Origin of the sequence: Bradyrhizobium sp. Mp27 (genome assembly GCF_029953005.1) — a bacterium.
Taxonomy (GTDB): Bacteria; Pseudomonadota; Alphaproteobacteria; order Rhizobiales; family Xanthobacteraceae; genus Bradyrhizobium; species Bradyrhizobium barranii.
This window is the reverse complement of record NZ_JASAUS010000105.1, coordinates 1-25,141: the sequence shown is the minus strand read 5'-3', so window position 1 is coordinate 25,141 and position 25,141 is coordinate 1. Positions and strand designations below refer to the sequence as shown.

Below are 25,141 nucleotides of genomic sequence, written 5' to 3'. Positions count from 1 at the left end.
GGGCACCAGAATGAATCCAAGTAAAGTTTCGCTCGGGCTCACGAGGCATCGATCACAGCGGTCACCGGCCGACGCAGCGAGGGGGGCAGTGATGCGCCGCGGCCAAATCGCACGATCAGATCCGGGCGCCGGACGCCAAGCCCCAGATAGTCTGCAATCTGCGGACGCAGGGAAGAGACCTCGACCGGCTGATTGAGAAGAGCATTCCGAATTCCGAGCATCGTCGCTTGCAGTGCGAAACGCTGGTAGGCGCGTCCGGCAGCAACCCAGCCTGCCTTGTCGTTATGCGGACTGATGAAGACGGCAATGCCAGCCGACGAGCGAACATGCTCGGCGTACTTGTCGTTCTCTCCCTTCTCGGTGAGCGCGAACTTCAGGAGGCGACGCGCGAGCCAAGTCGGCAGGGCCGGATTGCCGGAGCTCCGCGCGGCAAGCCCGTCCAATCGCTCGATCGCCACGGAATCGTTGAAGCGGATCCAGGAGATGAGCTCTGACATGAACGCCGGATCGCGCATCTGCATCGTGTTACCCTGAATGACGTAGTCGAGAATTGCCTCCATGCGCGATCGCTCGGTCACAATGAAACACTCGACGCCACCTAGCGCGCCGGCAGTCTCGACCGTGCGCAGGTCCTCTGAGTTCACGGCACGGCCATCATACTTGGCACGCGTGCATTGGCGCTGCGTGATCGCATCTGCGAGCGCGTGGCGAGACGGCGCAGTGCGGTTGAGAGCGATGGAGACCGAGCCCGGATTGGCGGTATCGACTGCTACATTGGCATTCAAGCCGAGCATCGGGGCAGCCTGCACGATGTTCTCAGCCGCGCAGCCAAGTGAAGCAAAAAGGTGATGATCGTCGGAATCGACCACGGGGCAACGACGGGCGAGATCCGGACGGATGGTGATTACGTTGTCGGAAAGGATGAACCGCCATGGCTGCGTGTTGTGGCTGTTCGCGGCCAGCGTCGCTGCGCGCACGAGCTCGCGAGCTCCGCGCGCCGGGTCGAGCGGACGCCACACAAGATGCACGGCCTCCTCGTAGGTCGAGGGCTGCGAGGCGCGGGCCATTGGCATGCGGGCTGCGTACATGGCAACCGTTCCGAAAAGCACGGATCGACGATTCATTCATGCCTCGCAGACAGTCAGCTCCGCGCAACAACAGCGGCGGGCTTTGCGATCGGCGCTCTGTGGGCCGACTTTCTCGGAGCGCTTTTCAAACAATCCGGACATTGGCACCGGTCCGTGTAGACAAAGCAATACAGCAGCAAAGTCCGACGGACCACAATGGCCGCAATCCGAAGCGGACGCCGCGCCTTTACGAGCGCACGCCTAGTCCTCCGGTGCTCGACTGGCAAACTCGCGGGTTTCCGCTCGACGGGCGCGGGCGGAGCGCTTGGCAAATCGTCCAATCGACGAATAAAAGAGCGTGATTTCGAGCACGCCATACAGCGCCAATATCATCAGCGCCTTGATTGCTTCGCTAGTCATCTCACGGTCCTCCAGGCGATCTAAATCGGATGCCTCTCACGTTGTACGATCTCCGTAAGAGCATGGTTTGAACGAGGTTCGTGGACAGTCTGGGTCGTCGCCTTCTGCACGTCTATTTCCGGGTGGGTCAGCCGGGCGGTCAGTGTGGTCGCCACGATGGCGATGCTGGTGAGCAACACAGAGACAACCACCTTCAGGTGCGTTGCCTTATCCGCGGTGTAAATCGAGTGATTCATGCGGGCCCCTTCGTCGAGCCAAATGCGTGCTGGGCGAAATCTTTCTAGGCTATCGGCCGGGCGACAAAAATTTGGGGGCTTCACCTAAGGAAGTATCCGTAGGCCAGGGAAGGAGGCGGTGCGGCTGAGGCTGAGTTTGAGGCGCCTCAAATTGCATCCGATCCCCGGTCGGTAGGCTCTTCAGGCGACGTTCCTCTGATCACCGGGCCGGTGTCCTATGTCACGCAGTGCGTTTTGCCGATGTCTAAGGTGGATAAGCTTCTCCGTGTGGGGTCTGGCGCTTGTCGTCGGGTCCGGGGCCTGTTGGGGCGACGATCTCTACAGAGAACGAGGCGAGACGTCCTCGACGACAAGTCTTGCTCCCCTCGTAAAACGCATCTCTCCGGCTGTGGTAGGGATACGCGGCTGGGGCGTGCCATCAGAGTCGCGCATATTCGATCCGGAAGCTGGATTTCCAGATCCTCCCTTGCCTCGAGAATGGCAGGGAGCGGGCGTCATCGTGGATGCCTTGGTGGGCCTGATCGTCACCGCAAATCACCTGGTTGCAAACGCGACGGTCGTTAAAGCGTTGCTCCAGGATGGGCGAGCGCTGAGCGCTGCCGTGCTGGTCCGATCCGAGCGTGATGACGTTGCGCTGCTCCGGATCGAAGCCGATGACCTTCGCGCGCTGACTCTGGAGAAACCCGGCGCACTTGACGTGGGAGAGCCGGTCTTGGCCATCGGAAATCCCCAGGATTGGGGCCAGAGCGTGACATCAGGGATCGTTTCAGCGTTGCATCGGTCGTGTCCAGGCATCGCCAATAGCGATCTAATCCAATCAGATGTACTTGTGGGCCAAGGGAGCTCAGGAGGCGCGTTGGTGAATCTACGGGGTAGGCTGATCGGAGTGATCGTCGCGCGAAGAGGCGGCTTTGCATTTGCGGCACCGGTGGAAGCGGTCGAGAGGCTTTTTGTGGCTGCCCAATAGGGTATTCTCGGTCTTGCCGCGTTGATCGGACCCGTCCGGAGTTCCATGCGGAAGCATCGATGTTCAGTGAGGAGCGCGTCGACTGCGTCCGGAATAGGCGGCAACCAGCCCGACCAGACCCCGTGACGAGCAACATTGTAACAAAGGTCTGAATCAACCGAAGTTCAACGCATTGCGCGACACGAACAGCGCCGTGATCGGCGCTGCAATAACGAAGAGAATCCGAACGATCCATTCAAGCATGGTTGCCTCGCGCCGCGAGCGGTCTAGCCCGCAGCCTTCATGTCTTTGCCCGACTCGGCTAAGAACTCCGAGTAAGTATAGCGGAGGTGGTCGTACACTTCCTTAACGCCGCTAGTGTTCTCGGCGGCAATGAGCGTCGCCCGTCGGGCCTCTTCGGTGGTGATGAGGCCGTGCAGATGAACGACGCCTCGGCGGACATTCACTTCAAACCCGATCGGTCGCCAGTCGGCGGCGTTGACCGCACGCGTGATTCGCTCGCGAATGTGCTCGTCATCGGCGGTTGGATCAGGAATTTCATGCAAGAGGCTTGCCATAGCTTGTAGCAGATTCGTCCTCGTGACGATCCCGACCGGCGACTGGCCGCGCATCACCGGGACGCGTTTGATGTCGTGCTTTTCCATCAGGTCGACCAAATCGGCCAGTGATGTCTCCTCCTGCACCGAGATGACCTTCTGCGTCATGACGTCTTCGACCTTGCGGCCGCGCTCGTGAACGAATTCGGTGGCCGCTCGTGCCGGCCCCATGAAGAACTTCAACCAAGCGGCGTGCTTGCGACCGGTGCCGATCTCGTTGCGGCGAAGAAAGTCGCTTTCCGAGACGACGCCGACAAGGTTGCCGGCGTCGTCGATGACGGGTAGGCCGCTGATGTGCATCCGAAGCATGATCTTGGCAGCCTCTTCGATTGTGGTGTGCGGCGTCACGGCGACGACGTCCTTTGTCATGACATGATGTGCGCGCATGATATGTCCTCAAGGTCGGTAATGCCGCGGATTTCCATGATTGAAGCGAGGCTGCGGCCGTGGCAGCCTCGCTTCAGTGAGGCCCTTAGGCCGCCTTCACGTTGATCGTCTTGGCCGGCTTTTGCGCCTCTTCGGTCTTCGGAAGCGTGACCTTGAGCACGCCGTTCTTGAACGTCGCCTCGATCTTGTCGGGATTGACGCTGTCGGGCAGGGTGAAATGCCGCTCGAAGGCGCCATAGCGGCGCTCGGAGACGTAGTAGTCCTTCTTCTTCTCCTCGGTCTCTTCCCGCTTCTCGCCTTTGATGGTGAGGGCGCCGTTTGCGACCGTGATGTCGATGTTCTTTTCGTCGAGGCCAGGCAGCTCAGCCGTGATCTCGTACGCCTTGTCGCTTTCGGCGACGTCGACGGCCGGCGCAGAGATCGACCTGGAAAAGTCGCGTTCGAGCCGCGCGAGCGATCGGAACGGCCGATTCCAGAAGCCGCTGCCGAAATCGTCGAAGATCTGGTCGATTTCATTTCTCAGTGCCTGAAACGGCCGCCATGTCTCGCTGCCGACTGCGGGCGCGCTGGACGGTTTCGTGACAGGTAATTTTGTCTCGGTTGCCATGATGATTTCTCCTTCGAGGTTTGACCATCTCGGTCGCGAAGCAGAATATTTAGGGCCATCCGTGGGAGGTTGATTTCGCTCAAATTGAGAGCGGCGCCCCGAAAATTTCTCGATCTGCCCGGCTGCAGTCAATTCTGGATGTCCTGGAAAGGCTTGCGAGCTGAGTGTTGCTCAACGCGGTGCGAGTTAATGATCAAGAATCATCAGGTCGGTCAAAATGCGGCAGAGAAGCAGACGTTTCTCGATAGTCGGGGGCCTGAAGCATATCGATTGGCGGCACTGGCCTGTTCGGCCAGTACCCGATTGGCTATGCATTCTGTCTCTTCGGCACCCATTGGCCGCCGAGTTTTAAGTAAGAGCGCTTCACGGCTGCCCAGGCCGTTCGGTGCGCGATTTCTTCCTGCCGAAGGTCTCCAACATGCGAGGCAAAGGAGTGGTTGAACACCTCCCGGTAGATGCTCCGGGCATGAGGCGGCAACTTGCGTCGTACCCTCGCGGGAAGGTCTTCGTTTGAACGATAAGGCATCGTTAGATCCTGCGCCAAATCATCCCATCTCATCCCGGCATCGCTCGGTGCCGAGCAATGCCAAGTTTGCGGCAGGGGCGCGCCGCCACTATATCGCCATATCGGTCTCAGGCAATCGCTCGCGCTTAGGCTCCGGAATCTCCGTCATTGTTGCTTCCGTCAGAAGAAGCACGCTTGCGACCGAAACTGCGTTTTCAAGCGCAGTCCGCACGACCTTGACCGGGTCGACGATGCCGGCCTCCACGAGGTCGACATAGACCTTCCTGGCGGCATCGAATCCAAAGCTGCCTTCGCTGCCGAGCATCCGCGCGACCACGACACCGCCGTCGGTGGCGGAATTTTCGGCAATTTGGCGCGCAGGGGCCTCAAGCGCCCGCCTCAGGATCTGCACGCCGGTTCGTTCGTCGCCCTCGCACGCGGCCTCTTCCTTGGCCACAGCCGAGACAGTCCGGAGCAGTGCAAGGCCGCCGCCCGGCACGATGCCTTCCGCGACCGCAGCTTTCGTCGAGCTGATGGCATCGTCGAGCGCTTCCTTCTTCGCCTTCATCTCGGCTTCGGTCGGTGCTCCCACCCGGATCACGGCGACGCCACCTGATAGTTTGGCCAGACGCTCCTCGAGCTTTTCGCGATCGTACTCGCTGGTCGTTTTCTCAATCTCGACACGGATTTGGGACAGCCGCCCGTCGATACGAGCACGATCGCCGCCGCTGCCGATCAGGGTGGTATTCTCCTTGTCAGCGACCACGCGTGCTGCGCGGCCGAGCTGTTGCAGGGTGGCGCTTTCCAGTTTCAGGCCGATCTCTTCCGAAATCACCTGCGCGCCGGTGAGTATCGCAATGTCCTCGAGCATGGCCTTGCGTCGATCGCCGAAGCCGGGTGCCTTGACGGCGCAAGCCTTGAGCACGCCGCGAAGTTGATTGACGATGAGTGTCGCCAGCGCTTCACCCTCAATGTCCTCGGCGATAATGAGGAGTGATCGACCGCTTTTGGCGACCTGCTCGAGCAGGGGCACCAGATCGCGCAGTGCGCCGATCTTGTGATCGCACAGCAGCACGTAGGGATCCTGCAACACGGCTTCCATCCGGTCGGCGTCCGTGACGAAATAGGGAGACAGGAATCCACGATCGAACTTCATCCCTTCGACGACGTCCAGGAGCGTCTCGGTCGTCTTGGACTCCTCGACCGAGATCACGCCGTCGCCGCCGACCTTCTCGATCGCATCCGCCACCAGCTCACCGATGGCCACGTCATTGTGCGCGGAAATCGTCGCAACCTGGGCCTTCTCCGCCCTGGTCTTGACCGGCTTCGCCATAGCGTGGAGAGCGGCGATGGCGGCCTGTGTCCCGCGATCCAGGCCGCGTTTGAGGTCGATCGCGCTCGCTCCGGCGACCACGTTCCGAACACCGTCCGAAAGGATAGCATGGGCAAGGATCGTCGACGTGCTGGTGCCATCGCCGACGACGTCGCCGGTCTTTTCGGCTGCCTGCCGCAACACTTGAGCACCCAGGTTCTCTTCCGCGTCTTTCAGATCGAATTCCTTGGCAATGGTAACACCATCGTTGCAGACAATCGGCGCGCCCCACGCCTTCTGGATCAGAACAGACTTCGACTTCGGGCCCAGGGTTACGCGTACGGCGTCTGCGAGCAGAGATGCGCCGCGCAAGATTTTTTCACGGGCCGCTGAGTGAAACAGGACTTGTTTGTGCGCCATTTGAATGCCTCAGGTTTGCTGCCGGTGCCGATGCGGGCTGGGTGCCAGTTTGTACAACTGGGCTTAGCTTAACTTGATCCTGGTCAACGTGAGCTTCATCTTCGGCCGGCCGCGGTTCGGCAACATTGCCGGTGTAGACGGATCCCTTTGCTATGTGCCGGAACGCCGTCTCGCAATCGGCGTGGCTAGAGCCGGCGTGCACGTGTGCCGTTCCACAAACGAAGTTCTGCTGAGTGCTTGTTCCGGTCGTGAAATTCGGGAGACATGCTTTCTCATTAGGTCAGTGTTCGCGGCTGCCTGGGTTGACTTGAATCAAGCCGAGTTCGCCATCCCAGATTACCAGTTAGGTTGCAGCCGATATCGATGGGAGGAGCAGGTGGATTCAGATCAAGTCTCGCGAAAGCAGGCGGTGGCGATGGCCGTCATTTTCGTAGGCGGTATGCTGCTCGTCGTTCTGCAGTTTATTCTCACGCGATACGAGTCATTCGAAACCATTCCGTACAGCCAGTTCGAGCAGCTGCTTGCTCAGGAAAAGGTCGCCGAGGTTTCCGTCGGGCCCGATACGATACAGTGAAAATTGAAGGAGCCACTTCCAGGGGGAAAATCCGCATTCGTTACCGCGCGCGTCGAGTTGGCTTTGGCCGAAAAGCTCGCGGCAAAGGGTGTGATTGTTGTTGGTGTTCCGGGAGGAGGCGCGCTGCAAACCCTGCTGTCCTGGGTCTTTCCGGTGATCGTCTTCTTCGTAATCTGGTTTTGGATCGGTCGCGGCTTAACCGGCCGCCAGGGTTTCGGAAGGCTCATGGCGATTGGTAAATCCCGTGCCAAGGTCTATGTCGAGAAGGACATCAAGGTCACTTTCGCGGACGTGGCTGGCGTCGACGAGGCGAAGTTCGAGCTCCAGGAGGTGGTTTCATTCCTCAAGGACCCGAAGAGCTACGGCCGGTTGGGAGCGCATGTGCCAAAGGGGATTCTGCTGGTGGGACCGCCGGGGACAGGGAAGACCCTGCTTGCGCGTGCCGTGGCAGGCGAGGCCGGCGTTCCGTTCTTCTCGATTTCGGGCTCGGAATTTGTCGAGATGTTCGTTGGCGTTGGCGCGGCACGCGTTCGTGACCTGTTCGAGCAGGCCCGCAAGGCTGCGCCATGCATCATCTTCGTCGATGAGCTCGATGCGCTAGGACGCAGCCGCGGACCGCTGTCGTTCGGAGGCCACGACGAGAAGGAGCAGACCCTCAACCAGCTCTTGTCGGAGCTTGACGGCTTCGATCCGAGCTCGGGGGTCATCTTGCTGGCGGCTACCAACCGTCCCGAGACGCTGGATCCTGCGCTGCTCCGAGCGGGCCGGTTCGATCGACAGGTTCTTGTCGACCGACCGGATAAGTCCGGGCGCATTGCCATTCTTAAGGTGCATGTCCGCAAGATCCGTACGGGTCAGGATGTCGACCTCAACAAGGTGGCGGGCCTGACAACCGGTTTTACGGGGGCCGACCTCGCAAACCTGATCAACGAGGCCGCAATTGCCGCAACGAGACGGAGCGGCGAAAAGGTGGAGTTCGCTGATTTCGTTACGGCTATTGAGCGGATTGTAGGAGGGATTGAAAAGAAAAGCAGGGTGCTCAGCGCCGTCGAGCGTCGCCGGGTCGCGTACCATGAGATGGGGCACGCCCTGGTCGCGGCAAGCCTGCCGGGTGTCGATCCCGTGCAGAAGGTGTCGATCATTCCGCGTGGGATCGGCGCGTTGGGGTACACCATCCAGCGTCCCACAGAGGACAGATTTTTGCTCACCGTTGAAGAACTCAAGAACCGTATCGCTGTTCTGATGGGAGGGCGCGTCTCAGAGCGTCTGATCTTCGACGGCGCCATTTCGACCGGGGCCGCCGATGATCTTCAACGCGCGACTGAGGTCGCCATCGAGATGGTGACCAAGTATGGCATGGACGAGACAGTCGGGCAGCGCACCTACGCGCCCAAGCCGCAAGCGTTTCTCGCTGCGACCCAGGATGCGGTCGTTACAGCTGCGGAAGCGACGGGCCGTGAGATCGATCTCGCCGTTCGGAATTTGATCGAGGAAGGTGACCGCCGTGCCCGGGATATTCTGCAACGTCGGCACGGCGACCTTGACGCCGGTGTTGAACTGTTGATCGCAAATGAAACAATAACTGCGGACCAGTTTGCCCCGCTGCTTGGCAAGAGCACCGAGAGCAGCGAGCCGGTCGCGGCATGATCGCGGCCCGCGAGCGAGGCTGGCTTCACCCGCGTGATCCCACGCGGGCGAGCTGTCAAAATGCTAATGAGTTCTAGCCAGCAGAACGCAGCATCGAGTCTCGGCGACCATCCGCAGGCGGCTGTTGGCTCACCACGATGTCATGCCAGAGCGTAGCGATGCTTGCTTGTGTTTCGGGGGCCAGAAAACAATGGCCTTCATTATCGAAGTCGCAGAAGCTGACGCCTGGATCGCCGCGCAGATCTCCAAGAGCGCTGTTGATGGCATTCAGGCCGATGAGAACCTGCTCGACGCTCTGCAGCTTGCCGTTGTGCATGATATCCATCAGCCGGAAGCTCTTGAGCGGCGGGGTTCCGAACGCGATCCCGGGCTGTCTGAACTCAAACAGCACGCTAAGCGCGACAGGCATTCCCCGCAATCGGCCGAAGATCGCCGCCATTTCCTCTTCGTTGCAGACTGTTGGGCCGGTGGAGCGCGGAGGCGAGGCAGCGGGAGCCTAAGGCGCGAGTTAGAGGCCGGCAATGACCTCCTGTTCAATCCATCGCCGCACCTCGATAGGTGCCTTGCAAATTTGATCCGCCGTCAACGTAATTCCGATCATGGCCAGAGCTCCCTTTTTATTAGCAATAGGGCGCCATTTCGGACGGATGTTGATATCGATCAATCGACGGAAAACATGTTACCGCCAAGTTCAATAGCAAGGACCACCACTCGCGATCTCAAGAGGGGCGCGAGGCGATCTTGTTACGAAGGCGGTGGCAGAAATTATCGATCGCCGTGTGTATATTCTCAAGATGCACGAGATGTCTTTCAGCGTGCTCCCGTTCGGATGTGCCTGCGGCGAAAGAATCTCGGATGGATGCAGCCTGCGTGACTTGGTCTCGGCTGGATGCGACCTTGCTCTCGGCGAACCCGAGGTGCTCGGCGTCGTCGCTCAGCTTGTCCAGTTCAGCGATGAGCAGAGCCATGGCGGTGCTTCGATGCTGCGGCGTGAGATTGGTGCCGCACAGAATGCCAAGGTAGTGATCAACATTGGCCCGGGCGATGTATCTGTGCATTCCGCACCCCCCCTCTACGCGTAACCTTTAAATAATACCATTTGCAAAATGAGAAGGTGACGCTCGATGGGGTTATCTAGGGAGAACAGTATTATGATACTGTTGTGCGCTGTTCAACCTAAGTGATCTCCCTGAGTTGATCCGTCCACGGCCAAGGAGCAGGTGTGTGGTGTGGAGATCTCAATGTCCAACGTCCTGTTTCGCTGTCCCAACACCGGCATGAATGTTCAACACCTCCTTGGCGATTCCTCTGCGAAAGCGGACAAAGTGGTTGCCGTCGTGCACTGCCCTGCTTGCGCAAGGATCCATCTCGTCAATGTCGCGACGGGCGAATTGGCGCGCGATACCAGGATCGAAAGAAGATAGATTTGCGAGCGCGGGTTTGATCCGGATCAAGCTACGGCAACGAGAACTGGCTCTGTTGCCGTTACGTAATCGACCCCAGATTACGTCCCCCACGTCGCCGCCGAGGTCGGCTCCCTGAGCCCTCGGCGGCCTTTTCCTTCCGCGGGCAGAATAACGTCCATTGTTTCGCAAGCAGCCGCAGGAAACAGCCATGCACACTTATTACTTTGACATGAAAGATGGCGTTCCGGTCCGGGACAAGTCAGGCTTGGAGTTAGTGAGCGATGGCGCTGCGATCGTGCACAGCAAACTTCTCGCCGACAAAGTGCGCAAGGAGAAGCCCGAAGGCAATCCGGATCTCAGGATCGTCGTGATCGATGAAAGCGGCCGAGAAGTTCACCGAGAGCAGGTTTACCCGCAGAATATCTAAGAGGCTCGGGGCGTCGCTCTCGTGGTGCCTGTCGGGACGGCCTTGGGAGCGCCATCAGGAGTCCGGCTCAATTGGAGATGTCCACACAACTGTCTAGGTGCCGTCGTCCTGAAGGGGCGGACCGAGCGCCTCGAGGGCAGCCTGCTCCTGCGAAAGTCGCCATTCGATATAGCTGCGTTCCACATCCGAGAGAGCCGTCTTGAGCAGCCGGTGATAGCGATCGATATTCTTGCCGTGGGCGCGACTGAGCGCGAAGACTGCCGACATGCCGTTCCTCCTTTGATGTCAGGTGGAGCCGCCGTTTGCCTGGCTCATCATTTCTTCGCGCCCCTTCCGATCGGCGCAAATATCTGATTGGCGGGCGGCTGCTGGTCGGTCGGTACGCCGATGGCGATGAAGCCACGCTCCATCGAGGTGTGGCATGCATTGCAGCCGTCCGTCAGAGCGCGCATGGAAACAGCGAGCCTGCGGCTATCTCCGGCTGAAATTGCGTCGGCGACTGAGAGCAGGGGCTCCTTCATCGTGGTAACGTTGCTTACCGGAATTCCCGGATAGAATATGGCCGCTTTAGCGAGACTGTCGGTCAACTGGCGCAGCTCGAAAGCGGCGAGATCCCAATTCTTCGACTTACCCGCGTACCACAGCTTCAGGTGCTGGACCTGTGCCGCGTTCATGATTTCGATCAGGCGAGGCGCATCTTGCCTGGCATTTGGGGAGGGTTGGAAGTCGGATTGAGCAATTGCGGAGGTTATCGCGCCCGCCGAGATCGCCAGAACCACGCACCAATTCCGCAGCGCCATCTGATAGCCCCTTCGATTTCGGAGGAAATTAGCAGAGCGCCAACCCAGTCTTTTGCGTTGAATCAAGCTTCCCCGTGGCGCCAGATGTGTCGTCGCATCGTCACCTCGCGTCAGCTCAATTCCGATAAAGTCGGAAAAGCAACGGTTGATCATTTGATCGATGCCGCGATACAGGCCCCAACGGCGGTCCATCATCGCGCTGACCTGGTTTCCACCTCGCGAGAATGACGAGACTATGGCCGCTCTCGGCGATCACCTTGTAGACGTCAGGTGAGGAGATCAATGCATCCTATTGCTCCAAGGTCTTCAGAAACGCCATGAAATCGCCGACCTGGTCGGCATCGAATCGAAATTCCGGCATCGTAGGATGCCCTGTGACGATGCCTTCGGCTAAAGCCTCTTGCAGCATCTCGATCGGATATCGTTCGTGTAACGTCCTGAACGGGGGAGCGATCTTGAGTGGGCTGGGGCTTACTTTGTCGGTCGAGTGGCACTTTGCACAATATAGCAACGCAAGACGCCGTCCCTGCTCGACGCTCGAAGCCGCAGTCGGTCCGGAGAAGAGAAGGAGAGCCGCAGCGACGACGCCGGCTGCTGCCACGACGCGTTCAGTGCGGAGAAGCGTTCTCACATCGTGCTCCATCAGTGCGACATCAGGACGGGAACGGTCATGCTGCGGAACATCTCGCGTGTGACGCCGCCGAACACTGTTTCCTGAAGCCGGGAATGGCCGTAGCCGCCCATGATCAGGAGGTCGAGGGTTTCATCCGCAGCGATCGACAGGATGCTCGCCTGCAGATTGCCACGGTCGGACTGAAGCGAAATGGTCTTCGCTCGCAGGCCCTTCCGCGCGAGGTGTTTCACGAGGCGCTCGGGCGATGCGTCGGCCGGCACTTCGGATGCGTTGAGAGTGATGGTCGTCAGCGCATCCGCTTTGGTGATGAATGGCATCGCGTCCCGCAAGGCACGGGCGGCAAGGCGATTGCCGTCCCAGCAGATGCCGATTCGCGACGCCTTGAACGCGCCACGGAAAGTATAGGGGATGAACAGCACCGGCCCACCCACCTGCAAGAGGAGTTCCTGTGGAAGCCTGTTGTCGAACGTCTCGCCGTCTGGTTCGCCTTGTGACACGATCGTCAAATCATATAGTCGCGCCGACGCGCCAAATCTCGAAACGGTCTCGGCGATAGATCCGCTCAGGGCGTATTTTCCATAGGCAATTTGCGCGTTCTTCGCCTCGATTTCGAAAATGCCTAGTGCGGCGTCGGCCCGCTCCGTTGCGGTTTCGTACTCGAATTGCAGCGATGCTGCGATCGCCGCGCCGCCTTCCGCAACGAAGGGCACGCTGGTCGACACATATCCCGTCGCGATTGCATCCAGGTGCGCACCTGCGGTCATCGCCAGGGAAACCGAAGCGTCGATGGCGGGCCGCGGTGACCGCTCCGTGGGAATGTGCACCAATAGGTCTCTGAACATGCGCGCCTCCGGCTCTGATCTTGATAAGAGCACCACATGTGGCCATTGGCAGACTTGACATACATCAAGACGGCGGTAGACGCCGGATATCCAGTATCGAAGCGGGGAGTTCGACGTCTCGGAGATTGTGCCGCAAAGATCGGTCGGCCGGTCACGGGCTTATGGGGGCATCTTCCCCGAGGGTCCGTTCCTCGGGCTTTCCGGACTTGAAATCGCTAAACGCTTGGCGAGCTCAGCCAAGATGAGGTAAGCGGCGGCGATGGCAGCGATCGTCGCCAGGAATGCCACGGAGAGCCAAGCGCGAGCCCCACGCCAGCGGTGAGGGCGCCAAGCGATGTGGCAATCAGGATGATATGAGGACGGTTCGCACGCCACCGCATCCGGCGGGACCTGATCACGAAGATCACCAGGATCTGGGTGGATATTGATTCCACGAACCAGCCGGTCTGAAACAGTGCCGCGTCCGCCGCAAATAGCTTGAGCAGAACTGCGAAGGTAACCACATCGAACAGGGAGGAGACCACTCCCATAATGATCGTGAAGCGAAGGATGTTTGCCATGTTCCAGGCTTCCGGGCGGGCAACGTCTTCGCGGTCGACTTCATCGAAAGGGATGCCGATTTCAGAGAGGTCGTAGATCAGATTGTTCAACAGGATCTGTAGCGGCAGCAACGGCAGGAATGGAAGGACGATCGAGGCCAGGGCCATCGACAGCATGTTCCCGAAATTCGAGCTCGTCCCCATTCGGACATACTTCAGGATGTTGGCAAACGTTCTGCGGCCTTCGCGCACACCGGGCGCGAGCACCGAAAGATCGGGAGCCAGCAGGATCATGTCGGCGGCGGCGCGGGCGACTTCAGTCGCGCCGGTGACTGATATCCCGACATGGGCTGCATGGATGGCCGGGGCATCGTTGACGCCGTCGCCCATGAAGCCGACCACGTGATTGCGATGCCGGAGGGCGGCAATGATCCGCCGCTTCTGATCGGGATCGATGCGGGCAAACAGATCGATGTCATCGACTCTGGCGACGAGCGCGGCATCGGTGAGCTCGGAGATCTCGGCACCGGTGATGATGCGGTCTGACTGAAGGCCGACTGATCTTGCAACGTGCGAGACCACGGCGCCGTGGTCGCCCGAAAGGATCTTGATCGTCACGCCGAGGGAGGTGAGGGCTTCAATGGCTGAGGCCGCGTCCTGCTTGGGTGGATCGGCAAACACACAGAACCCGATCATGGTCAAATCAACCTCGTCGTCGACGGCAATCGTCTGCTGCCCAGGTGGCATGGCCCTCACGGCGACGGCAAGAAGCCGGAAGCCATCGCGGGCATATCGATCCTGGATGTCTGCCATTCTCTGCTGCCAGGCGGCGTCGAGCGGATGGGCCAGGCGATCGATTTCCACGGCAACGCAGCGGGCCAGGATGGATTCGGGAGCTCCTTTTGCGATCAGCATATGTTCGCCGTTTCGGGCGACCAGCACTGACAGGCGCCGCCGCTCGAAGTCGAACGGGACTTCCGAGAGCCGAACCCAACCATCGATACCATCGCTACTTGCCGACAGTATCGCCCCGTCGAGGGCACTTCTGATGCCGGCCTGGAAGGCGCTGTTCAGGCCCGCGAGGCTTAGAACGCGATCGCTGGATCGCCCCTCCGGATCGACATGCGCCTCGAGCGTGATCCTCGCTTCGGTCAGTGTGCCGGTTTTGTCGACGCAGAGCGTGTCCATGGCACCGAGATCGTGGATCGCGGAGAGCCGCTTGACGATGACTTTTCGGTCCGCCACGCGCCGGGCGCCACGTGCAAGCGTCACTGTCATCACCATGGGAAGCAGTTCGGGCGTCAGGCCGACAGCGAGCGCAACCGCGAATAGGAACGACTCCATTGCGGGGCGTTGCGCGACGAGATGAGCCATCAGGACAAAGAGAGTGAGAAACAGCGTGAGTCGAAGGATCAGTATTTCGAGCTTGCGCACACCTTGTTCGAGAGCCGTTGGCGGGGCGTTGGCTGCCAGTGCCGCGACGATCGCGCCAAAGCGCGTCCGGCCGCCGGTTTTCACGATCAACATCTTGCCGCTTCCGCCGACGGCACCGGTTCCGGCGAACAGGGCATTGGTCGCTTCCGCCGGCGACATGGCGGTGCAGGGTCGATCGGTCTTGAGGGTCGGAAAGGGCTCGCCCGTCATCAGCGCTTCATTGACCTGCAACTCCTGGGCTTCGAGAACGATGCCGTCGGCCGGTATGAGATCGCCGGTACGGAGCTTCACGACATCCCCAGGGACAAGCGCCGTCACTGGCACCGAGAGGTCTTTGCCATCCCGGACTACGTCGGCCTGGATGGCGACCGATTCCCGCAAGGCGTCGGCCGTCAGCTCGGCGCGATGCTCCTGAACGATGTCCAGTGTGAGAGATAGGGACAGCACAGTTGCGATGATTGCGAAACTGCCAACATCGCCGCTTACCCCGGACACGAGCGCGGCCGCCAGCAGCATCGCAATCAATGGGTTCCAAAGGCGTCGGCCGAGCTTGCGCAGGACCGACCGGCTTTCAGAGGCGTCAGCGCGGTTTGGTCCGAAGATCGCGATGCGCCGGTTCGCTTCGACCTGCGATAGCCCGCCCGGACCGGAGCCGAGCGCGCGGTAGAGGACGTCTTTTGGTGTTAGCCAGAACTCGGCGGCCAAAGCCTTGGCCGCGCTAGGCTGCTCGATCATCGAAGGGCTCGCCGGCCTGTTGGTCGCTTGGCGAGGAGGGTAAGAGGCAGCCCAATTTCCGGGTTGATGCAGCTCAATTCGCGCTCGGACAACATGGTTAGGTTGCGGGGGCCAAAGGAGTTTACCATGTCGCCTCCAGCATCCGTCAGCCGCATTCCCATAGCTTCGAATTCTGACCAGGTCCCCGTTGAGCCCACCGTTACTGAGGCAATGGTGCCAGCGCAGCCGTCCGGCTCCGATGCAGCCGTCGATGCCATCGACCGATCCTTCCACGCGGCGCTGGCGCGCTTTACCGGCGGGGTCTCGCCGGCTGCGCTGGCCCTGGCTTTTGCCGACTGGCAACTGCACCTCCTGGCCTCACCTGGCAAGCAGGCCAGCCTTGCCGGCTGGGCGATCCAGAATGCGTTTGATCTTGTCGATGCCATGGTGCCGCGGCATGCGATATTCCAGCCTTGGTCCGTGATCAGGCCGCCGGAAAACGACCGACGTTTCACGGGCTCGGATTGGGAGCTGCCGTCCTTCAACCTCCTGGCCCAGGCTTTTCTGCTGACCCAACAATGGTGGCATTCGACGACGATCGGCATTCACGGACTGGCCCATTCGAACGCGGCCGTCGCCGACTTCGCGCTTCGCCAATGCCTGGATACCGTGGCTCCGACGAACTTCGCCGTCAGCAATCCTGAAGTTCTGCGCAAGATCATGGAGACCGGCGGCGGCAATTTCGTCTATGGCCTGCACAACTGGTGGGAGGATTGGCGGGCTCTGCTCGCCGGTGCAAGGCTGAGGAGCGATCAGACTTTCGTGGCGGGGAGGGATGTTGCGATCACACCCGGCAAGGTCGTCTATCGCAACGAGCTGATCGAGCTCATCGAATATTCTGCGATGACCCCGACCGTCCGGCCTGAGCCTGTTCTGATCGTGCCTGCCTGGATCATGAAATACTACATCCTCGACCTCTCGCCGCGTAATTCTCTCGTCCGCTACCTCGTCGAAAGCGGCTTCACCGTCTTCATGATCTCATGGAAGAATCCAACCCCCGAGTATCGCAATTTCAGTCTCGAAGACTACCGCGAACTCGGAGTGGATGCCGCAATCACCGCCATCAATTCGCTTCGGCCTGACCGAGCCATCCACGCCGCGGGCTATTGCCTCGGTGGCACTCTGTTGTCGATCGCGGCGGCCAGGCTGGCTCGCGAGCGGCCCAATTGCCTCCGATCGGTGACAATGCTTGCGGCGCAGACCGATTTCACGGAAGCCGGCGAGCTTACCTTGTTCATCAACGAAAGCCAGGTCTCGTTCCTGGAGGATATGATGTGGCGGCAAGGTTTGCTCGGAACGGCGCAGATGGCCGGCGCCTTTCAGATGTTGCGGACCAACGACCTGCTTTGGTCGCGTGTCGTGCGAGACTATCTGGTCGGAGAGCGAGCCGCGCCAAGCGAGTTGATGTCGTGGAATGCCGATGCCACGCGCATGCCGTATCAGATGCATTCCGACTATCTGCGGCGGCTGTTTCTCAACAACGATCTCGCCGAGGGACGCTATCAGGTCAACGGCAGGCCGGTCGCTCTCTCGGATCTGCACATGCCGATGTTTGTAGTCGGCACGTTACGCGACCACGTCGCGCCCTGGAAATCGACGTACAAGATCAATTTGCTCGCCGATGCAGATATCACATACGTGCTGACCAGTGGCGGACACAATGCCGGCATCGTCGCGTCGCCAGGCGAAGAGGGGCACAGTTACCAGGTGCTCACCAAGAAGGCCCATGATCCCTATCTCGGCCCGGACGAGTGGGTCCAGCTTGCTCCGTCTCACGAAGGATCGTGGTGGACTGAGTGGACGCGATTTCTCGGCGCGCATTCGGGTCAGCCTGTTCCGGCTTTTTCGGCAACGGCGGCGGAACAAAAAAGCGAGCCCTTGGGTGACGCGCCTGGCTCTTATGTGCTTGAGCAGTAGACACGCCGTCATGGGCGCAATACGGCCGCGCCAACGAGCTTGCCCTCCCTCAGGCGGGCGAGCGCTTCGTTCGCGTCCGTGAGCGGGAATACCGTTGTGTGTGTCTGGATGTCGGCCTTCGCCGCGGCAGCAAAAAAGTCGACGCCGTCCTTCCGCGTGAGGTTCGCAACCGACACGACCTGCCGTTCGCCCCAAAGAATATGGTAGGGAAACGTCGGTATGTCGGACATGTGAATGCCGGCGCACACAACGCGTCCGCCTTTTCTCACCGCACGCAAGGCAAGCGGCACCAATGCGCCTACCGGCGCGTAGATAATGGCAGCATCGAGCTCGGTCGGTGGCATCTCTTCGGATGCGCCTGCCCAGTCTGCGCCGAGGGAAAGCGCAAGCCGCTGTGCTTCATGGTCGCCGCCGCGGGTGAAGGCGTAGACTGTCCGTCCCTCTGCGCGCGCCACCTGCGCCACGATATGGCCGGCCGCGCCAAAGCCATAGATGCCGAGCGTCTTGCTATCGCCGGCCATCACCAGGGATCGCCAGCCGATCAGGCCGGCGCAGAGCAGCGGTGAAAGGGCCGCGTCTTCGCCGTGCTCGCCGAGCGGAAAGCAATATCGGGCGTCGGCGACGAGATGGCTGGCGAAGCCGCCGTCACGCGTGTAGCCGGTGAATTTGGGACGATCGCAGAGATTTTCCTTGTCTGCGCGGCAGTATGAGCATTCACCGCAGGTGTAGCCGAGCCAGGGAACGCCCACACGCATGCCCACCTTCAGGTCCTCGACGCCCGCGCCCATCGCATCGATGCGGCCGACAACTTCATGTCCCGGTATGATCGGATAGGAAATGTCGGATAGCTCACCATCCACGACGTGCAAATCAGTCCTGCACACGCCGCAAGCGCTGACCTTGACGCGAACCTCGCCGAGGCCAGGGATAGGGTCGGGTCGCCGCTCGAACGTCAATGGCGCGCCACGCGCGGAGAGAACCATCGCGTACATATCGCATCCCCCGTGACGCCTTGCAATGCATCGTCCAGCCCCGCCTTACCGGTTCGGCAGCAGGCCGCTTAGAGGGGGGTAGACCGCGCCCGTCACTTGACGTAGCAGCACTGCCTTCGAGACGAGGCGCGCGGTACGCTGACCAAAGATTTAGGCCGGAAGTTGGCTAAGGGACTAGTAGGACAGATCAGGCGTCGAGATTGTGCAGGCGCTGGCGGTTGCGCAGCGCGATCTGGCGAGCGCCAGAGAAGCCGAGAATGCCCTGGGTGTGAAGTTGCGACAGCGCGCGCGAGACGGTCTCGAGCGTGAGGCCGAGATAGTCGCCGATGTCACGGCGGCACATCGGCAGCGCCATCATGCCGGCGACGGCGAGGCGGCGGTCCATTTCCAACAGGAAAGTGGCGACGCGCTCCATCGCGGTTTTGCGACCCAGCAGCAGCATGTGATCCTCGGCGTGGCGGAGCTCGGAGGCGGTCATGGCCCAGAGTTTGCGCGCGACCTGAACGTCGGTGCCGGCAGCCTTGTCGAGGGTAACGCGCTTCACCAGGCGCACGGTGGTGTCAATGATGGCCTCGGCGGCGAGCCGATGGGTGGCGCCGGATTCCAGGCCGAACACGTCGCCGGGAAGATGGAAGGCGCCGATCTGGCGGCGGCCGTCAGAGAGGAGCTTGTAGCTGCGCACCGCGCCGGAGACGACCTGGTAGACATATTCGGCCGGTTCGTCCTCGCCGTAGATCTCCTCTTCCTTGCGGTAGGAGAATTCGGTGGCCACAAGGCCGACGTGGCCTGCGATCGCGCCGAACTTATCGGAGACCGGATGGAGGGCGGGTGCAATCTTGCCGCGGGTGATTGAGGTGCTGATCGCCGGGGCGTTGAGTGACTGGGTGAGCATCTGAGCCATCTCCGTTGTGATGGCCATTGCTTACGCGGGATCGAGGCCCCGGAAAATTTCGAGCGATATCTTAAGGGGGGTTACCTAGGTAGAATCCCATAGGTCCGTGTCCGCGCCTGTCCTGGATGACACTGCGAATACGTTTGACCAGACTTTCATCGAGAAGCGGCTTCAAAATCACGTCTTTCACCCCTGCCGCGGCGGCTCGGGCCGAGATGTTTTCGTCCGGATAGCCGGTGATCAAAATCACGGGCGTGTCTCCGTCAAATGTGCGCAGGCGGGTGGCGAGATCTAGTCCGTTGATGTCGGGCATCTTGTAGTCGATGACGTAGCAGTCCGCGCCCCGCGTTCCGTCAGCATTGAGCAGCGCCGTGCCGCTCCGGAAGGTCCGCACGGCGAAGCCGTCGGTTTCCAGCAGGAACCGCAACGATCCCAGGACGGCGGCGTCATCATCGACCACGAATACCGTCGGCTTTGCGGAGGGCGACGTCCGCTCGGGGTGCGAGCTGACCTCAATCATGCTGTCTGGCTAGCACAGCAGCGGGGAAAGGCCTTGATATGCCTCAATCGTCGAGCATGCCGGCGCGCATCGCCAGTCGCACCAGCTCCGAGAGGCTGCCCGCCTGCATCTTGGTCATCACATTGGCCCGGTACACCTCGATCGTGCGCGGGCTGATCTCGTATTCGCGGGCGATCAGCTTGTTGGAGAGGCCTGCGATCAGCCCCTCCATGACCTGTCGCTCGCGTGGGCTCAAGGAGGCGACACGAGCGGCGATGTCCTGGGCTATCGCCTCGTTCTTCGCCGCCGGCTCGGCCTGGCGGATCGCCGTCTCGATCATGGTGGTGAGGCGGTCGTCCTCGAACGGCTTCTCGAGAAAGTCGACCGCCCCCAACTTCATCGCCTCGACCGCGAGCGGCACGTCGCCATGGCCGGTCATGATCAGGATCGGGAACGGGCTTTGCTGTGCCTTCATCCGCTTCAACAGCTCGATCCCGTCGAGCCCGGGCATGCGCACGTCGGAAACGACGCAGCCGAATAAGAGGCCAGGCAGGGCGTCGAGAAAACCCTGTGCGGCGTCGAACAGGACCACCTTGTAGCCGGAGGACTCCAGCAGGAAGTTTAGCGAGTCCCGCATCGCCTCGTCGTCGTCGATGACGTAGATATGTCCCTTGGTCGTCATGATTCAGTTCTCGTCCGCCGCCGGCAGGGTGAAGCGGAATGTCGCACCGCCCGACGCATTGCTCTCGGCCCACATGCGGCCGCCGTGAGCTTCGATGATCGAGCGGCTGATCGACAATCCCACGCCCATGCCGGTCTCTTTGGTCGTGAAGAAGGTCTGAAACAGGTTCGGAATGACGTCGTCCTGGATTCCGGAGCCGGTATCGGACACCTCGACTTCGATCATGTCGTCGGCGACGCGGCTGTTGGTGACGACGAGTTCGCGACGCGGCGACTGCGCCATCGCTTCCAGCGCGTTGCGGAACAGATTGACCAGCACCTGCTGGATCTGGACCCGGTCGGCTAGCACGAGATCGGCGTTCGGATCGAGACTGAAGCGGAGCTGCACGTTCTGCTCGCGCGCGCCGGCAAGCCCGAGCGCGCCGGCCTCCTCGATCAGCTTGGACAGGCTCCCGACCAGCTTCTCGGATTCGCCGCGGGAGACGAAGTCGCGCAGCCGGCGAATGATCTGGCCGGCGCGCAGCGCCTGCTCGGCGGCGCGGTCCAGCGCGTTCTCGACCTTCGGCGTGTTTGGATCGGTACTGCCGGCGAGCAGCCGACGCGAGCCTTTCATGTAATTGCTGATCGCAGCCAGCGGCTGGTTTAGCTCGTGGGCGAGCGCGGAGGCCATTTCGCCCATCGCGCTCAAGCGCGAGACGTGGACCAGCTCGGACTGCAATTCCTGGAGCCGCGCCTGGGTTTGCTGATGCTCGGTCAGGTCGCGGACGAATCCGGTGAAATAGGGCATGCCGCCCGGCTGCATCTCGCCGATCGACAGGTGCATCGGAAAAGTCGTTCCGTCGCGGCGTCTGCCGGTCACGATGCGGCCGGTGCCGATGATGTGCGGATCTCTAGTGGTGCGGTAGCGGGCGATGTAGCTGTCATGGCGGGAGCGGTCAGGCTCCGGCATCAGGATCTTGACGTTCTGGCCGATCGCCTCCTGTTCCGACCAGCCGAACAGGCGTTCGGCGGCGGTGCTGAAGAGCTGTATGATGCCATGGCCGTCGATGACGATCATGGCGTCGGGAATGGTGTGGAGGATCGAGCGGAGGTGAGTCTCGCGGGTGCGCAGGGCTTCCTCGACCTGCTTCTCTTCGTCGATGTCAAGGAGGATGCCGCTGAGATGGCAAGCGGTACCGGCCTCGTCCCGGATGAGACCAGCTCTGGCACGGATCCAATGTCTACAGCCGGGGGAGTCGCCGACCTTGAACGATACGTCAAAACCGCCGCCGTGCTCTGACACGCGTTTGATCGCGCTCTCGACGCGCTCTCGGTCGTTGGGCTCGAGACGTGTCAGGAAGAGCTCGTAGCTCGCTGCCTGATCTCGCGGGATGCCGAGCAGCGTCCTGGCGGTCTCCGACCACTCCAGATCGCGCGTCCTGAGGTCCAGATCCCAAGTGCCGACGCCGAAACCCTCAATCCGGATCCGGAAATGCTCGCCGCGACCGTCGTCTGGCGGATGAGTTACGCGGGTTGGCGACAACAGCTGCTCCAATCCTGCTGGTGGCCGGCTCGGGATACCGCCACATCGCGGCAGTGTCGCCCAAGGCCACGCCGGAGGCAAGTTCCGAGGTCTGATTCCATTGACGGATTTCTCGCCGCGTGGCGCGGCTTGATCTAAGACATACGCGACCGTGGTGGTGCTCGATCAGCCCAACGGCGCGTGTTGAGGCCGCCGGCGAACTCGCCAAACGGTTCGAGGCGGCGGTAGTCGCGCCGCAGCGGCGCAGTTCCTTCCGCCGCTCTACTTCACCCGATGGCGCTGAGGCCCAAGACGTGATCGATCAGGGCCACGCTTTGGTCGGGCGGCCCCTTGCCGAGCCCGAGGCGCAATTCCGCGCCGCAACCAGAAACCGCGGCGGACATGATGGTCGGCCGCGGCATGAATGATGCGTCCTCGCTTGCGGAGGCCCATGTCTCGATGTCGCCGATCTCCGCCGCGCATCTCAGCCAGTCGACTGCCGATCGTCTTTCTGGGCAAGCCGCTGCGCGCTGTTGCTACGAGGGCGCAACAGGCGACTTTCGCAGGCTCTTGACCACTATCCCAACCAGCGGTGTGAGAAGCGGTAGCAGGCCGTTCAGGGGGGGGTGGACCGCTCCCGTGACTTGAGCGTGGAGCGCGCGGGCCTCGAGTTGGAGGGCTTCAATCGTTGCGCCGTGGATTTCATTGGCAAGCTCGATTTCGCCTCCTGACGGCTGACGCCCCGCGATCAGGAAGAGGATAGCCGCGATGGCAAAATTTATCGCGCCGAGGATCGACGCTGCGACGATTGCGCTCCAAACATGGACGAGGGCAAAATAGGCTGCCAGTTCGATCATCAGCAGGCCGAAGGCGGCGATCAGCGCCGCGAAGGCGCGCAAGCCGAGTCCGATCAGCAAGTGCCGCAGCCTGATGTCAGCGATGATTCTCTCGGTGCGCCAGAGAACTCGCAGGTGCTTGATGATGTTTTCGGTATTCACCTAGTGTCTCCTCAGCATGAAGCCGACGACCACGCCGACAGCGAAGGCTGAAGCGACAGACGCCGCAGGGCGCCCCGTGATGAGGTCATGGAGCTGCGCCTGCTCCTCACTCACGGTCTCTCCCAGCTCCGTCAGCGCGGCTTTGATCTGATCGGCCAAGGCCTCGGCGCGGTCCTTCGATGTGTCAAACGTCTGCTCGGCAGCCGTGCTCAGCAGGCGCGCGACATCGACCTTCATCGCTTTACTCATCGTTCAGCCTACCGGTGTCGAACATTGGCAGTCTCCCATTTGAATGCGACAAGCCTATGCGAGCAGCCCCGATGGCCGTTGATTTGCGTCAAGGGAGCTTCCCGAGGCGCGCGTTTGAGGTAGGTCAATCCAGGCGCCCCGGGGCGACCTAGAAATCAACGCCGATTGGGATCGGTCCCATGAGGATACAGACGTGAACTCGGAACCAATGCTGCTGGCGACGCCCTCTGGCGCCGGGCTAGAATTGCGGCCCGAGGGTCCGTGGATCGCCGCCAACGTGTCGAAGCTCGAAGCGCTTTCTCAATCGGTTAGGGCAGATGTCCACCGATCGAAGACCGTGACGCTCGACATGGCGGGGGTTAGCGAGCTCGATACGCTCGGCGCCTGGCTTCTGGAGAAACTGTCGCGTAGGGCGGCATCACCCGGTCGATCGGCCGAGATGGTCGGAATAGCCGACAATTTCAGGGGCCTGATGGACGAGGTGCGTCAGGTCAACCGGCACAATCCGCTTCCGGCACCCGTGCCCAATCCGATTCTGGACAGGCTGCACGATCTCGGCAAGTCCACGGTCGACGCGCGCGAGGATATCGCGATCTTCCTTCAGATGCTCGGCGCACTGTTCATGTCCCTGATCGGCATATTGCGCCGGCCGCGGTCGCTGCGGCTGACATCGCTGGTCTATCAGCTCTATCGGATCGGCTGGCAGGCGATCCCGATCGTCATGCTGATCACCTTCCTGATTGGCGCCATCATCGCCCAGCAGGGATTTTTCCACTTCCGCAGGTTCGGCGCGGAGTCCTATACGGTCGATATGGTCGGCATCCTGGTGCTCCGCGAGTTGGGGGTCCTGATCGTCGCCATCATGGTCGCTGGCCGTTCGGGGAGCGCCTATACCGCCGAGCTCGGCTCGATGAAGATGCGCGAGGAGATCGACGCGCTCTCGACAATGGGGCTCGATCCGGTCGACGTCCTGATCCTGCCGCGCGTGGCTGCCCTAGTCATCGCGCTGCCAATCCTGGCCTTCATCGGGGCAATCGCCGCGCTCTATGGCGGCGGCTTGGTCGCACAGTTCTACGGCGACATGGGTCCCGCGATCTATATCGCGCGCCCGCATGAGGCCATTTCCGTCACCCATTTTGAGGTCGGGATCCTGAAGGCGCCGTTCATGGCACTGGTGATCGGGATCGTCGCCTGCAGCGAGGGATTGCGCGTGAAAGGCAGCGCGGAATCGCTGGGCAGGCAGACGACGACCTCGGTGGTGAAGTCGATCTTCCTGGTGATCGTGCTCGACGGCCTCTTTGCGATCTTCTTTGCCTCGATCGGGATGTGACGATGTCAGGATCGGAAGAGCCGGCGATCAGCGTCCGCGACCTCGTGGTCGGCTTCGGTCGGCAGACTGTGCTCGACCACCTCTCGCTTGACGTTCGCCGCGGGGAAATCCTTGGCCTGGTCGGTGCCTCGGGCGGCGGCAAGTCAGTCTTGATGCGGACCATCATCGGCCTCGTCCCGCGGCGAAGCGGTACCATCGAGGTCATGGGGCAGCCGATCGGCGGCACGCATGACCGCAGCGGGCAGGGCGCGACTAGCAAATGGGGCATTCTGTTCCAGCAGGGTGCGCTGTTCTCCTCGCTAACAGTTCGACAAAACGTCCAGTTTCCGCTGCGCGAAAATCTCGTCCTGTCGCAGGAGCTGATGGACGAGATCGCCATCGCCAAGCTCGAGATGGTCGGGTTGCGGGCGCAGGACGCCGACAAATATCCGTCGGAGCTCTCGGGCGGCATGACCAAGCGCGTGGCACTGGCCCGCGCACTCGCGCTC

28 protein-coding genes and 1 pseudogene are annotated in these 25,141 nt (G+C 61.2%); 7 read left to right on the top strand and 22 right to left on the bottom strand.

Annotated features, from left to right (window positions below; translation table 11 throughout):
• Positions 1-38: 38 nt before the first annotated feature.
• The 3 genes from QJT78_RS35795 to QJT78_RS35785 all read right to left on the bottom strand — a co-directional run bounded on the left by QJT78_RS35795 (position 39) and on the right by QJT78_RS35785 (position 1,723).
• Positions 39-1,067, bottom strand: coding sequence for a Tat pathway signal protein (locus QJT78_RS35795; protein WP_162137023.1), 1,029 nt, complete (start codon positions 1,065-1,067; stop codon positions 39-41).
• A 261-nt stretch (positions 1,068-1,328) separates the two neighbouring features.
• Positions 1,329-1,487, bottom strand: a complete 159-nt coding sequence (locus QJT78_RS35790; protein ID WP_157789200.1) for a hypothetical protein — start codon at positions 1,485-1,487, stop codon at positions 1,329-1,331.
• 20 nt (positions 1,488-1,507) lie between these two features.
• Positions 1,508-1,723 (bottom strand): hypothetical protein, encoded by a 216-nt coding sequence (locus tag QJT78_RS35785; RefSeq protein ID WP_038944900.1) that lies wholly within the window; start codon positions 1,721-1,723, stop codon positions 1,508-1,510.
• 217 nt (positions 1,724-1,940) lie between these two features.
• Here QJT78_RS35785 and QJT78_RS35780 point away from each other — a divergent pair, with 217 nt between their 5' ends.
• The gene (locus tag QJT78_RS35780; RefSeq protein ID WP_080584138.1) at positions 1,941-2,690 is read left to right on the top strand and encodes a trypsin-like peptidase domain-containing protein; all 750 of its coding nucleotides are present in this window, start codon (positions 1,941-1,943) and stop codon (positions 2,688-2,690) included.
• A 266-nt stretch (positions 2,691-2,956) separates the two neighbouring features.
• Here QJT78_RS35780 and QJT78_RS35775 read toward each other — a convergent pair whose 3' ends face one another.
• The 4 genes from QJT78_RS35775 to groL all read right to left on the bottom strand — a co-directional run bounded on the left by QJT78_RS35775 (position 2,957) and on the right by groL (position 6,517).
• A complete protein-coding gene (locus QJT78_RS35775) occupies positions 2,957-3,673 on the bottom strand; it encodes a CBS domain-containing protein (protein ID WP_028153184.1) in 717 nt (238 codons plus the stop codon).
• An 85-nt stretch (positions 3,674-3,758) separates the two neighbouring features.
• A complete protein-coding gene (locus QJT78_RS35770) occupies positions 3,759-4,280 on the bottom strand; it encodes an Hsp20/alpha crystallin family protein (protein WP_028153185.1) in 522 nt (173 codons plus the stop codon).
• A gap of 307 nt (positions 4,281-4,587) precedes the next feature.
• The gene (locus QJT78_RS35765; protein ID WP_080584143.1) at positions 4,588-4,806 is read right to left on the bottom strand and encodes a ChaB family protein; all 219 of its coding nucleotides are present in this window, start codon (positions 4,804-4,806) and stop codon (positions 4,588-4,590) included.
• Between the two features lie 88 nt (positions 4,807-4,894).
• Positions 4,895-6,517 (bottom strand): chaperonin GroEL, encoded by a 1,623-nt coding sequence (groL, locus tag QJT78_RS35760; RefSeq protein WP_028153186.1) that lies wholly within the window; start codon positions 6,515-6,517, stop codon positions 4,895-4,897.
• Positions 6,518-6,893: 376 nt separating this feature from the next.
• Here groL and ftsH point away from each other — a divergent pair.
• Positions 6,894-8,738 (top strand): annotated as a pseudogene (ftsH, locus tag QJT78_RS35755) (ATP-dependent zinc metalloprotease FtsH).
• Positions 8,739-8,811: 73 nt separating this feature from the next.
• On the opposite strand, the gene QJT78_RS35750 reads toward ftsH, so the two are convergent.
• Positions 8,812-9,177, bottom strand: a complete 366-nt coding sequence (locus QJT78_RS35750) for a hypothetical protein (RefSeq protein ID WP_240537747.1) — start codon at positions 9,175-9,177, stop codon at positions 8,812-8,814.
• A 280-nt stretch (positions 9,178-9,457) separates the two neighbouring features.
• On the bottom strand, positions 9,458-9,796 hold the full coding sequence (locus QJT78_RS35745; RefSeq protein ID WP_038944903.1) for a hypothetical protein: 339 nt from the start codon (positions 9,794-9,796) through the stop codon (positions 9,458-9,460).
• 183 nt (positions 9,797-9,979) lie between these two features.
• On the opposite strand from QJT78_RS35745, the gene QJT78_RS35740 reads away from it, so the two are divergent.
• On the top strand, positions 9,980-10,162 hold the full coding sequence (locus tag QJT78_RS35740) for a hypothetical protein (RefSeq protein WP_080586766.1): 183 nt from the start codon (positions 9,980-9,982) through the stop codon (positions 10,160-10,162).
• A 190-nt stretch (positions 10,163-10,352) separates the two neighbouring features.
• Positions 10,353-10,571, top strand: coding sequence for a hypothetical protein (locus QJT78_RS35735; RefSeq protein WP_028153189.1), 219 nt, complete (start codon positions 10,353-10,355; stop codon positions 10,569-10,571).
• Positions 10,572-10,664: 93 nt separating this feature from the next.
• Here QJT78_RS35735 and QJT78_RS35730 read toward each other — a convergent pair whose 3' ends face one another.
• The 5 genes from QJT78_RS35730 to mgtA all read right to left on the bottom strand — a co-directional run bounded on the left by QJT78_RS35730 (position 10,665) and on the right by mgtA (position 15,555).
• Positions 10,665-10,838: a hypothetical protein gene (locus tag QJT78_RS35730; RefSeq protein WP_162136543.1), complete on the bottom strand. Its 174-nt coding sequence runs from the start codon at positions 10,836-10,838 to the stop codon at positions 10,665-10,667.
• A 47-nt stretch (positions 10,839-10,885) separates the two neighbouring features.
• Positions 10,886-11,566: a hypothetical protein gene (locus tag QJT78_RS35725; protein ID WP_312016867.1), complete on the bottom strand. Its 681-nt coding sequence runs from the start codon at positions 11,564-11,566 to the stop codon at positions 10,886-10,888.
• Positions 11,567-11,660: 94 nt separating this feature from the next.
• Positions 11,661-12,002, bottom strand: a complete 342-nt coding sequence (locus QJT78_RS35720; protein WP_240537748.1) for a cytochrome c — start codon at positions 12,000-12,002, stop codon at positions 11,661-11,663.
• 11 nt (positions 12,003-12,013) lie between these two features.
• Complete coding sequence (locus QJT78_RS35715) at positions 12,014-12,847, bottom strand: universal stress protein (protein WP_028153192.1); 834 nt, start codon at positions 12,845-12,847, stop codon at positions 12,014-12,016.
• Positions 12,848-13,062: 215 nt separating this feature from the next.
• Positions 13,063-15,555, bottom strand: a complete 2,493-nt coding sequence (gene mgtA, locus QJT78_RS35710; RefSeq protein ID WP_281460442.1) for a magnesium-translocating P-type ATPase — start codon at positions 15,553-15,555, stop codon at positions 13,063-13,065.
• Between the two features lie 210 nt (positions 15,556-15,765).
• Here mgtA and QJT78_RS35705 point away from each other — a divergent pair, with 210 nt between their 5' ends.
• The gene (locus QJT78_RS35705) at positions 15,766-17,511 is read left to right on the top strand and encodes an alpha/beta fold hydrolase (protein ID WP_080586824.1); all 1,746 of its coding nucleotides are present in this window, start codon (positions 15,766-15,768) and stop codon (positions 17,509-17,511) included.
• Positions 17,512-17,519: 8 nt separating this feature from the next.
• Here QJT78_RS35705 and QJT78_RS35700 read toward each other — a convergent pair whose 3' ends face one another.
• The 8 genes from QJT78_RS35700 to QJT78_RS35665 all read right to left on the bottom strand — a co-directional run bounded on the left by QJT78_RS35700 (position 17,520) and on the right by QJT78_RS35665 (position 23,311).
• A complete protein-coding gene (locus tag QJT78_RS35700) occupies positions 17,520-18,503 on the bottom strand; it encodes a zinc-dependent alcohol dehydrogenase family protein (RefSeq protein ID WP_028153194.1) in 984 nt (327 codons plus the stop codon).
• 187 nt (positions 18,504-18,690) lie between these two features.
• Positions 18,691-19,395: a helix-turn-helix domain-containing protein gene (locus QJT78_RS35695; protein WP_028153195.1), complete on the bottom strand. Its 705-nt coding sequence runs from the start codon at positions 19,393-19,395 to the stop codon at positions 18,691-18,693.
• Between the two features lie 70 nt (positions 19,396-19,465).
• Entirely contained in the window at positions 19,466-19,915 is a 450-nt protein-coding gene (locus tag QJT78_RS35690) for a response regulator (RefSeq protein ID WP_049808008.1), read from the bottom strand.
• A 43-nt stretch (positions 19,916-19,958) separates the two neighbouring features.
• Complete coding sequence (gene fixJ, locus QJT78_RS35685) at positions 19,959-20,576, bottom strand: response regulator FixJ (RefSeq protein ID WP_038945294.1); 618 nt, start codon at positions 20,574-20,576, stop codon at positions 19,959-19,961.
• Between the two features lie 3 nt (positions 20,577-20,579).
• On the bottom strand, positions 20,580-22,097 hold the full coding sequence (gene fixL, locus QJT78_RS35680) for a sensor protein FixL (RefSeq protein WP_028153308.1): 1,518 nt from the start codon (positions 22,095-22,097) through the stop codon (positions 20,580-20,582).
• 266 nt (positions 22,098-22,363) lie between these two features.
• Positions 22,364-22,498, bottom strand: coding sequence for a hypothetical protein (locus QJT78_RS35675; RefSeq protein WP_264653600.1), 135 nt, complete (start codon positions 22,496-22,498; stop codon positions 22,364-22,366).
• A gap of 114 nt (positions 22,499-22,612) precedes the next feature.
• Entirely contained in the window at positions 22,613-23,074 is a 462-nt protein-coding gene (locus tag QJT78_RS35670) for a phage holin family protein (protein WP_028153309.1), read from the bottom strand.
• The gene (locus tag QJT78_RS35665) at positions 23,075-23,311 is read right to left on the bottom strand and encodes a hypothetical protein (protein WP_240537806.1); all 237 of its coding nucleotides are present in this window, start codon (positions 23,309-23,311) and stop codon (positions 23,075-23,077) included.
• Positions 23,312-23,516: 205 nt separating this feature from the next.
• On the opposite strand from QJT78_RS35665, the gene QJT78_RS35660 reads away from it, so the two are divergent.
• Together QJT78_RS35660 and QJT78_RS35655 are read left to right on the top strand one after the other, a co-directional pair.
• Positions 23,517-24,653, top strand: a complete 1,137-nt coding sequence (locus QJT78_RS35660) for an MlaE family lipid ABC transporter permease subunit (protein ID WP_038953598.1) — start codon at positions 23,517-23,519, stop codon at positions 24,651-24,653.
• A 2-nt stretch (positions 24,654-24,655) separates the two neighbouring features.
• A partial coding sequence (locus QJT78_RS35655; protein WP_281460441.1) for an ATP-binding cassette domain-containing protein occupies positions 24,656-25,141 on the top strand: 486 nt, incomplete at its 3' end.

Bases quoted from the DNA above. Each gene is read 5' to 3' on its own strand.
- QJT78_RS35690 (WP_049808008.1), bottom strand. From the start codon at position 19,915: ATGATTGAGGTCAGCTCGCACCCCGAGCGGACGTCGCCCTCCGCAAAG.
- QJT78_RS35795 (WP_162137023.1), bottom strand. From the start codon at position 1,067: ATGGCCCGCGCCTCGCAGCCCTCGACCTACGAGGAGGCCGTGCATCTT.
- QJT78_RS35785 (WP_038944900.1), bottom strand. From the start codon at position 1,723: ATGAATCACTCGATTTACACCGCGGATAAGGCAACGCACCTGAAGGTG.
- groL (WP_028153186.1), bottom strand. From the start codon at position 6,517: ATGGCGCACAAACAAGTCCTGTTTCACTCAGCGGCCCGTGAAAAAATC.
- QJT78_RS35740 (WP_080586766.1), top strand. From the start codon at position 9,980: ATGTCCAACGTCCTGTTTCGCTGTCCCAACACCGGCATGAATGTTCAA.
- fixJ (WP_038945294.1), bottom strand. From the start codon at position 20,576: ATGACGACCAAGGGACATATCTACGTCATCGACGACGACGAGGCGATG.
- QJT78_RS35695 (WP_028153195.1), bottom strand. From the start codon at position 19,395: ATGCTCACCCAGTCACTCAACGCCCCGGCGATCAGCACCTCAATCACC.
- QJT78_RS35705 (WP_080586824.1), top strand. From the start codon at position 15,766: ATGGTGCCAGCGCAGCCGTCCGGCTCCGATGCAGCCGTCGATGCCATC.
- QJT78_RS35765 (WP_080584143.1), bottom strand. From the start codon at position 4,806: ATGCCTTATCGTTCAAACGAAGACCTTCCCGCGAGGGTACGACGCAAG.
- QJT78_RS35745 (WP_038944903.1), bottom strand. From the start codon at position 9,796: ATGCACAGATACATCGCCCGGGCCAATGTTGATCACTACCTTGGCATT.
- QJT78_RS35790 (WP_157789200.1), bottom strand. From the start codon at position 1,487: ATGACTAGCGAAGCAATCAAGGCGCTGATGATATTGGCGCTGTATGGC.
- QJT78_RS35675 (WP_264653600.1), bottom strand. From the start codon at position 22,498: ATGCCGCGGCCGACCATCATGTCCGCCGCGGTTTCTGGTTGCGGCGCG.
- QJT78_RS35735 (WP_028153189.1), top strand. From the start codon at position 10,353: ATGCACACTTATTACTTTGACATGAAAGATGGCGTTCCGGTCCGGGAC.
- QJT78_RS35665 (WP_240537806.1), bottom strand. From the start codon at position 23,311: ATGAAGGTCGATGTCGCGCGCCTGCTGAGCACGGCTGCCGAGCAGACG.
- QJT78_RS35725 (WP_312016867.1), bottom strand. From the start codon at position 11,566: ATGATGGACCGCCGTTGGGGCCTGTATCGCGGCATCGATCAAATGATC.
- QJT78_RS35715 (WP_028153192.1), bottom strand. From the start codon at position 12,847: ATGTTCAGAGACCTATTGGTGCACATTCCCACGGAGCGGTCACCGCGG.
- QJT78_RS35750 (WP_240537747.1), bottom strand. From the start codon at position 9,177: ATGGCGGCGATCTTCGGCCGATTGCGGGGAATGCCTGTCGCGCTTAGC.
- mgtA (WP_281460442.1), bottom strand. From the start codon at position 15,555: ATGATCGAGCAGCCTAGCGCGGCCAAGGCTTTGGCCGCCGAGTTCTGG.
- QJT78_RS35770 (WP_028153185.1), bottom strand. From the start codon at position 4,280: ATGGCAACCGAGACAAAATTACCTGTCACGAAACCGTCCAGCGCGCCC.
- QJT78_RS35780 (WP_080584138.1), top strand. From the start codon at position 1,941: ATGTCACGCAGTGCGTTTTGCCGATGTCTAAGGTGGATAAGCTTCTCC.
- QJT78_RS35730 (WP_162136543.1), bottom strand. From the start codon at position 10,838: ATGTCGGCAGTCTTCGCGCTCAGTCGCGCCCACGGCAAGAATATCGAT.
- QJT78_RS35700 (WP_028153194.1), bottom strand. From the start codon at position 18,503: ATGTACGCGATGGTTCTCTCCGCGCGTGGCGCGCCATTGACGTTCGAG.
- QJT78_RS35775 (WP_028153184.1), bottom strand. From the start codon at position 3,673: ATGCGCGCACATCATGTCATGACAAAGGACGTCGTCGCCGTGACGCCG.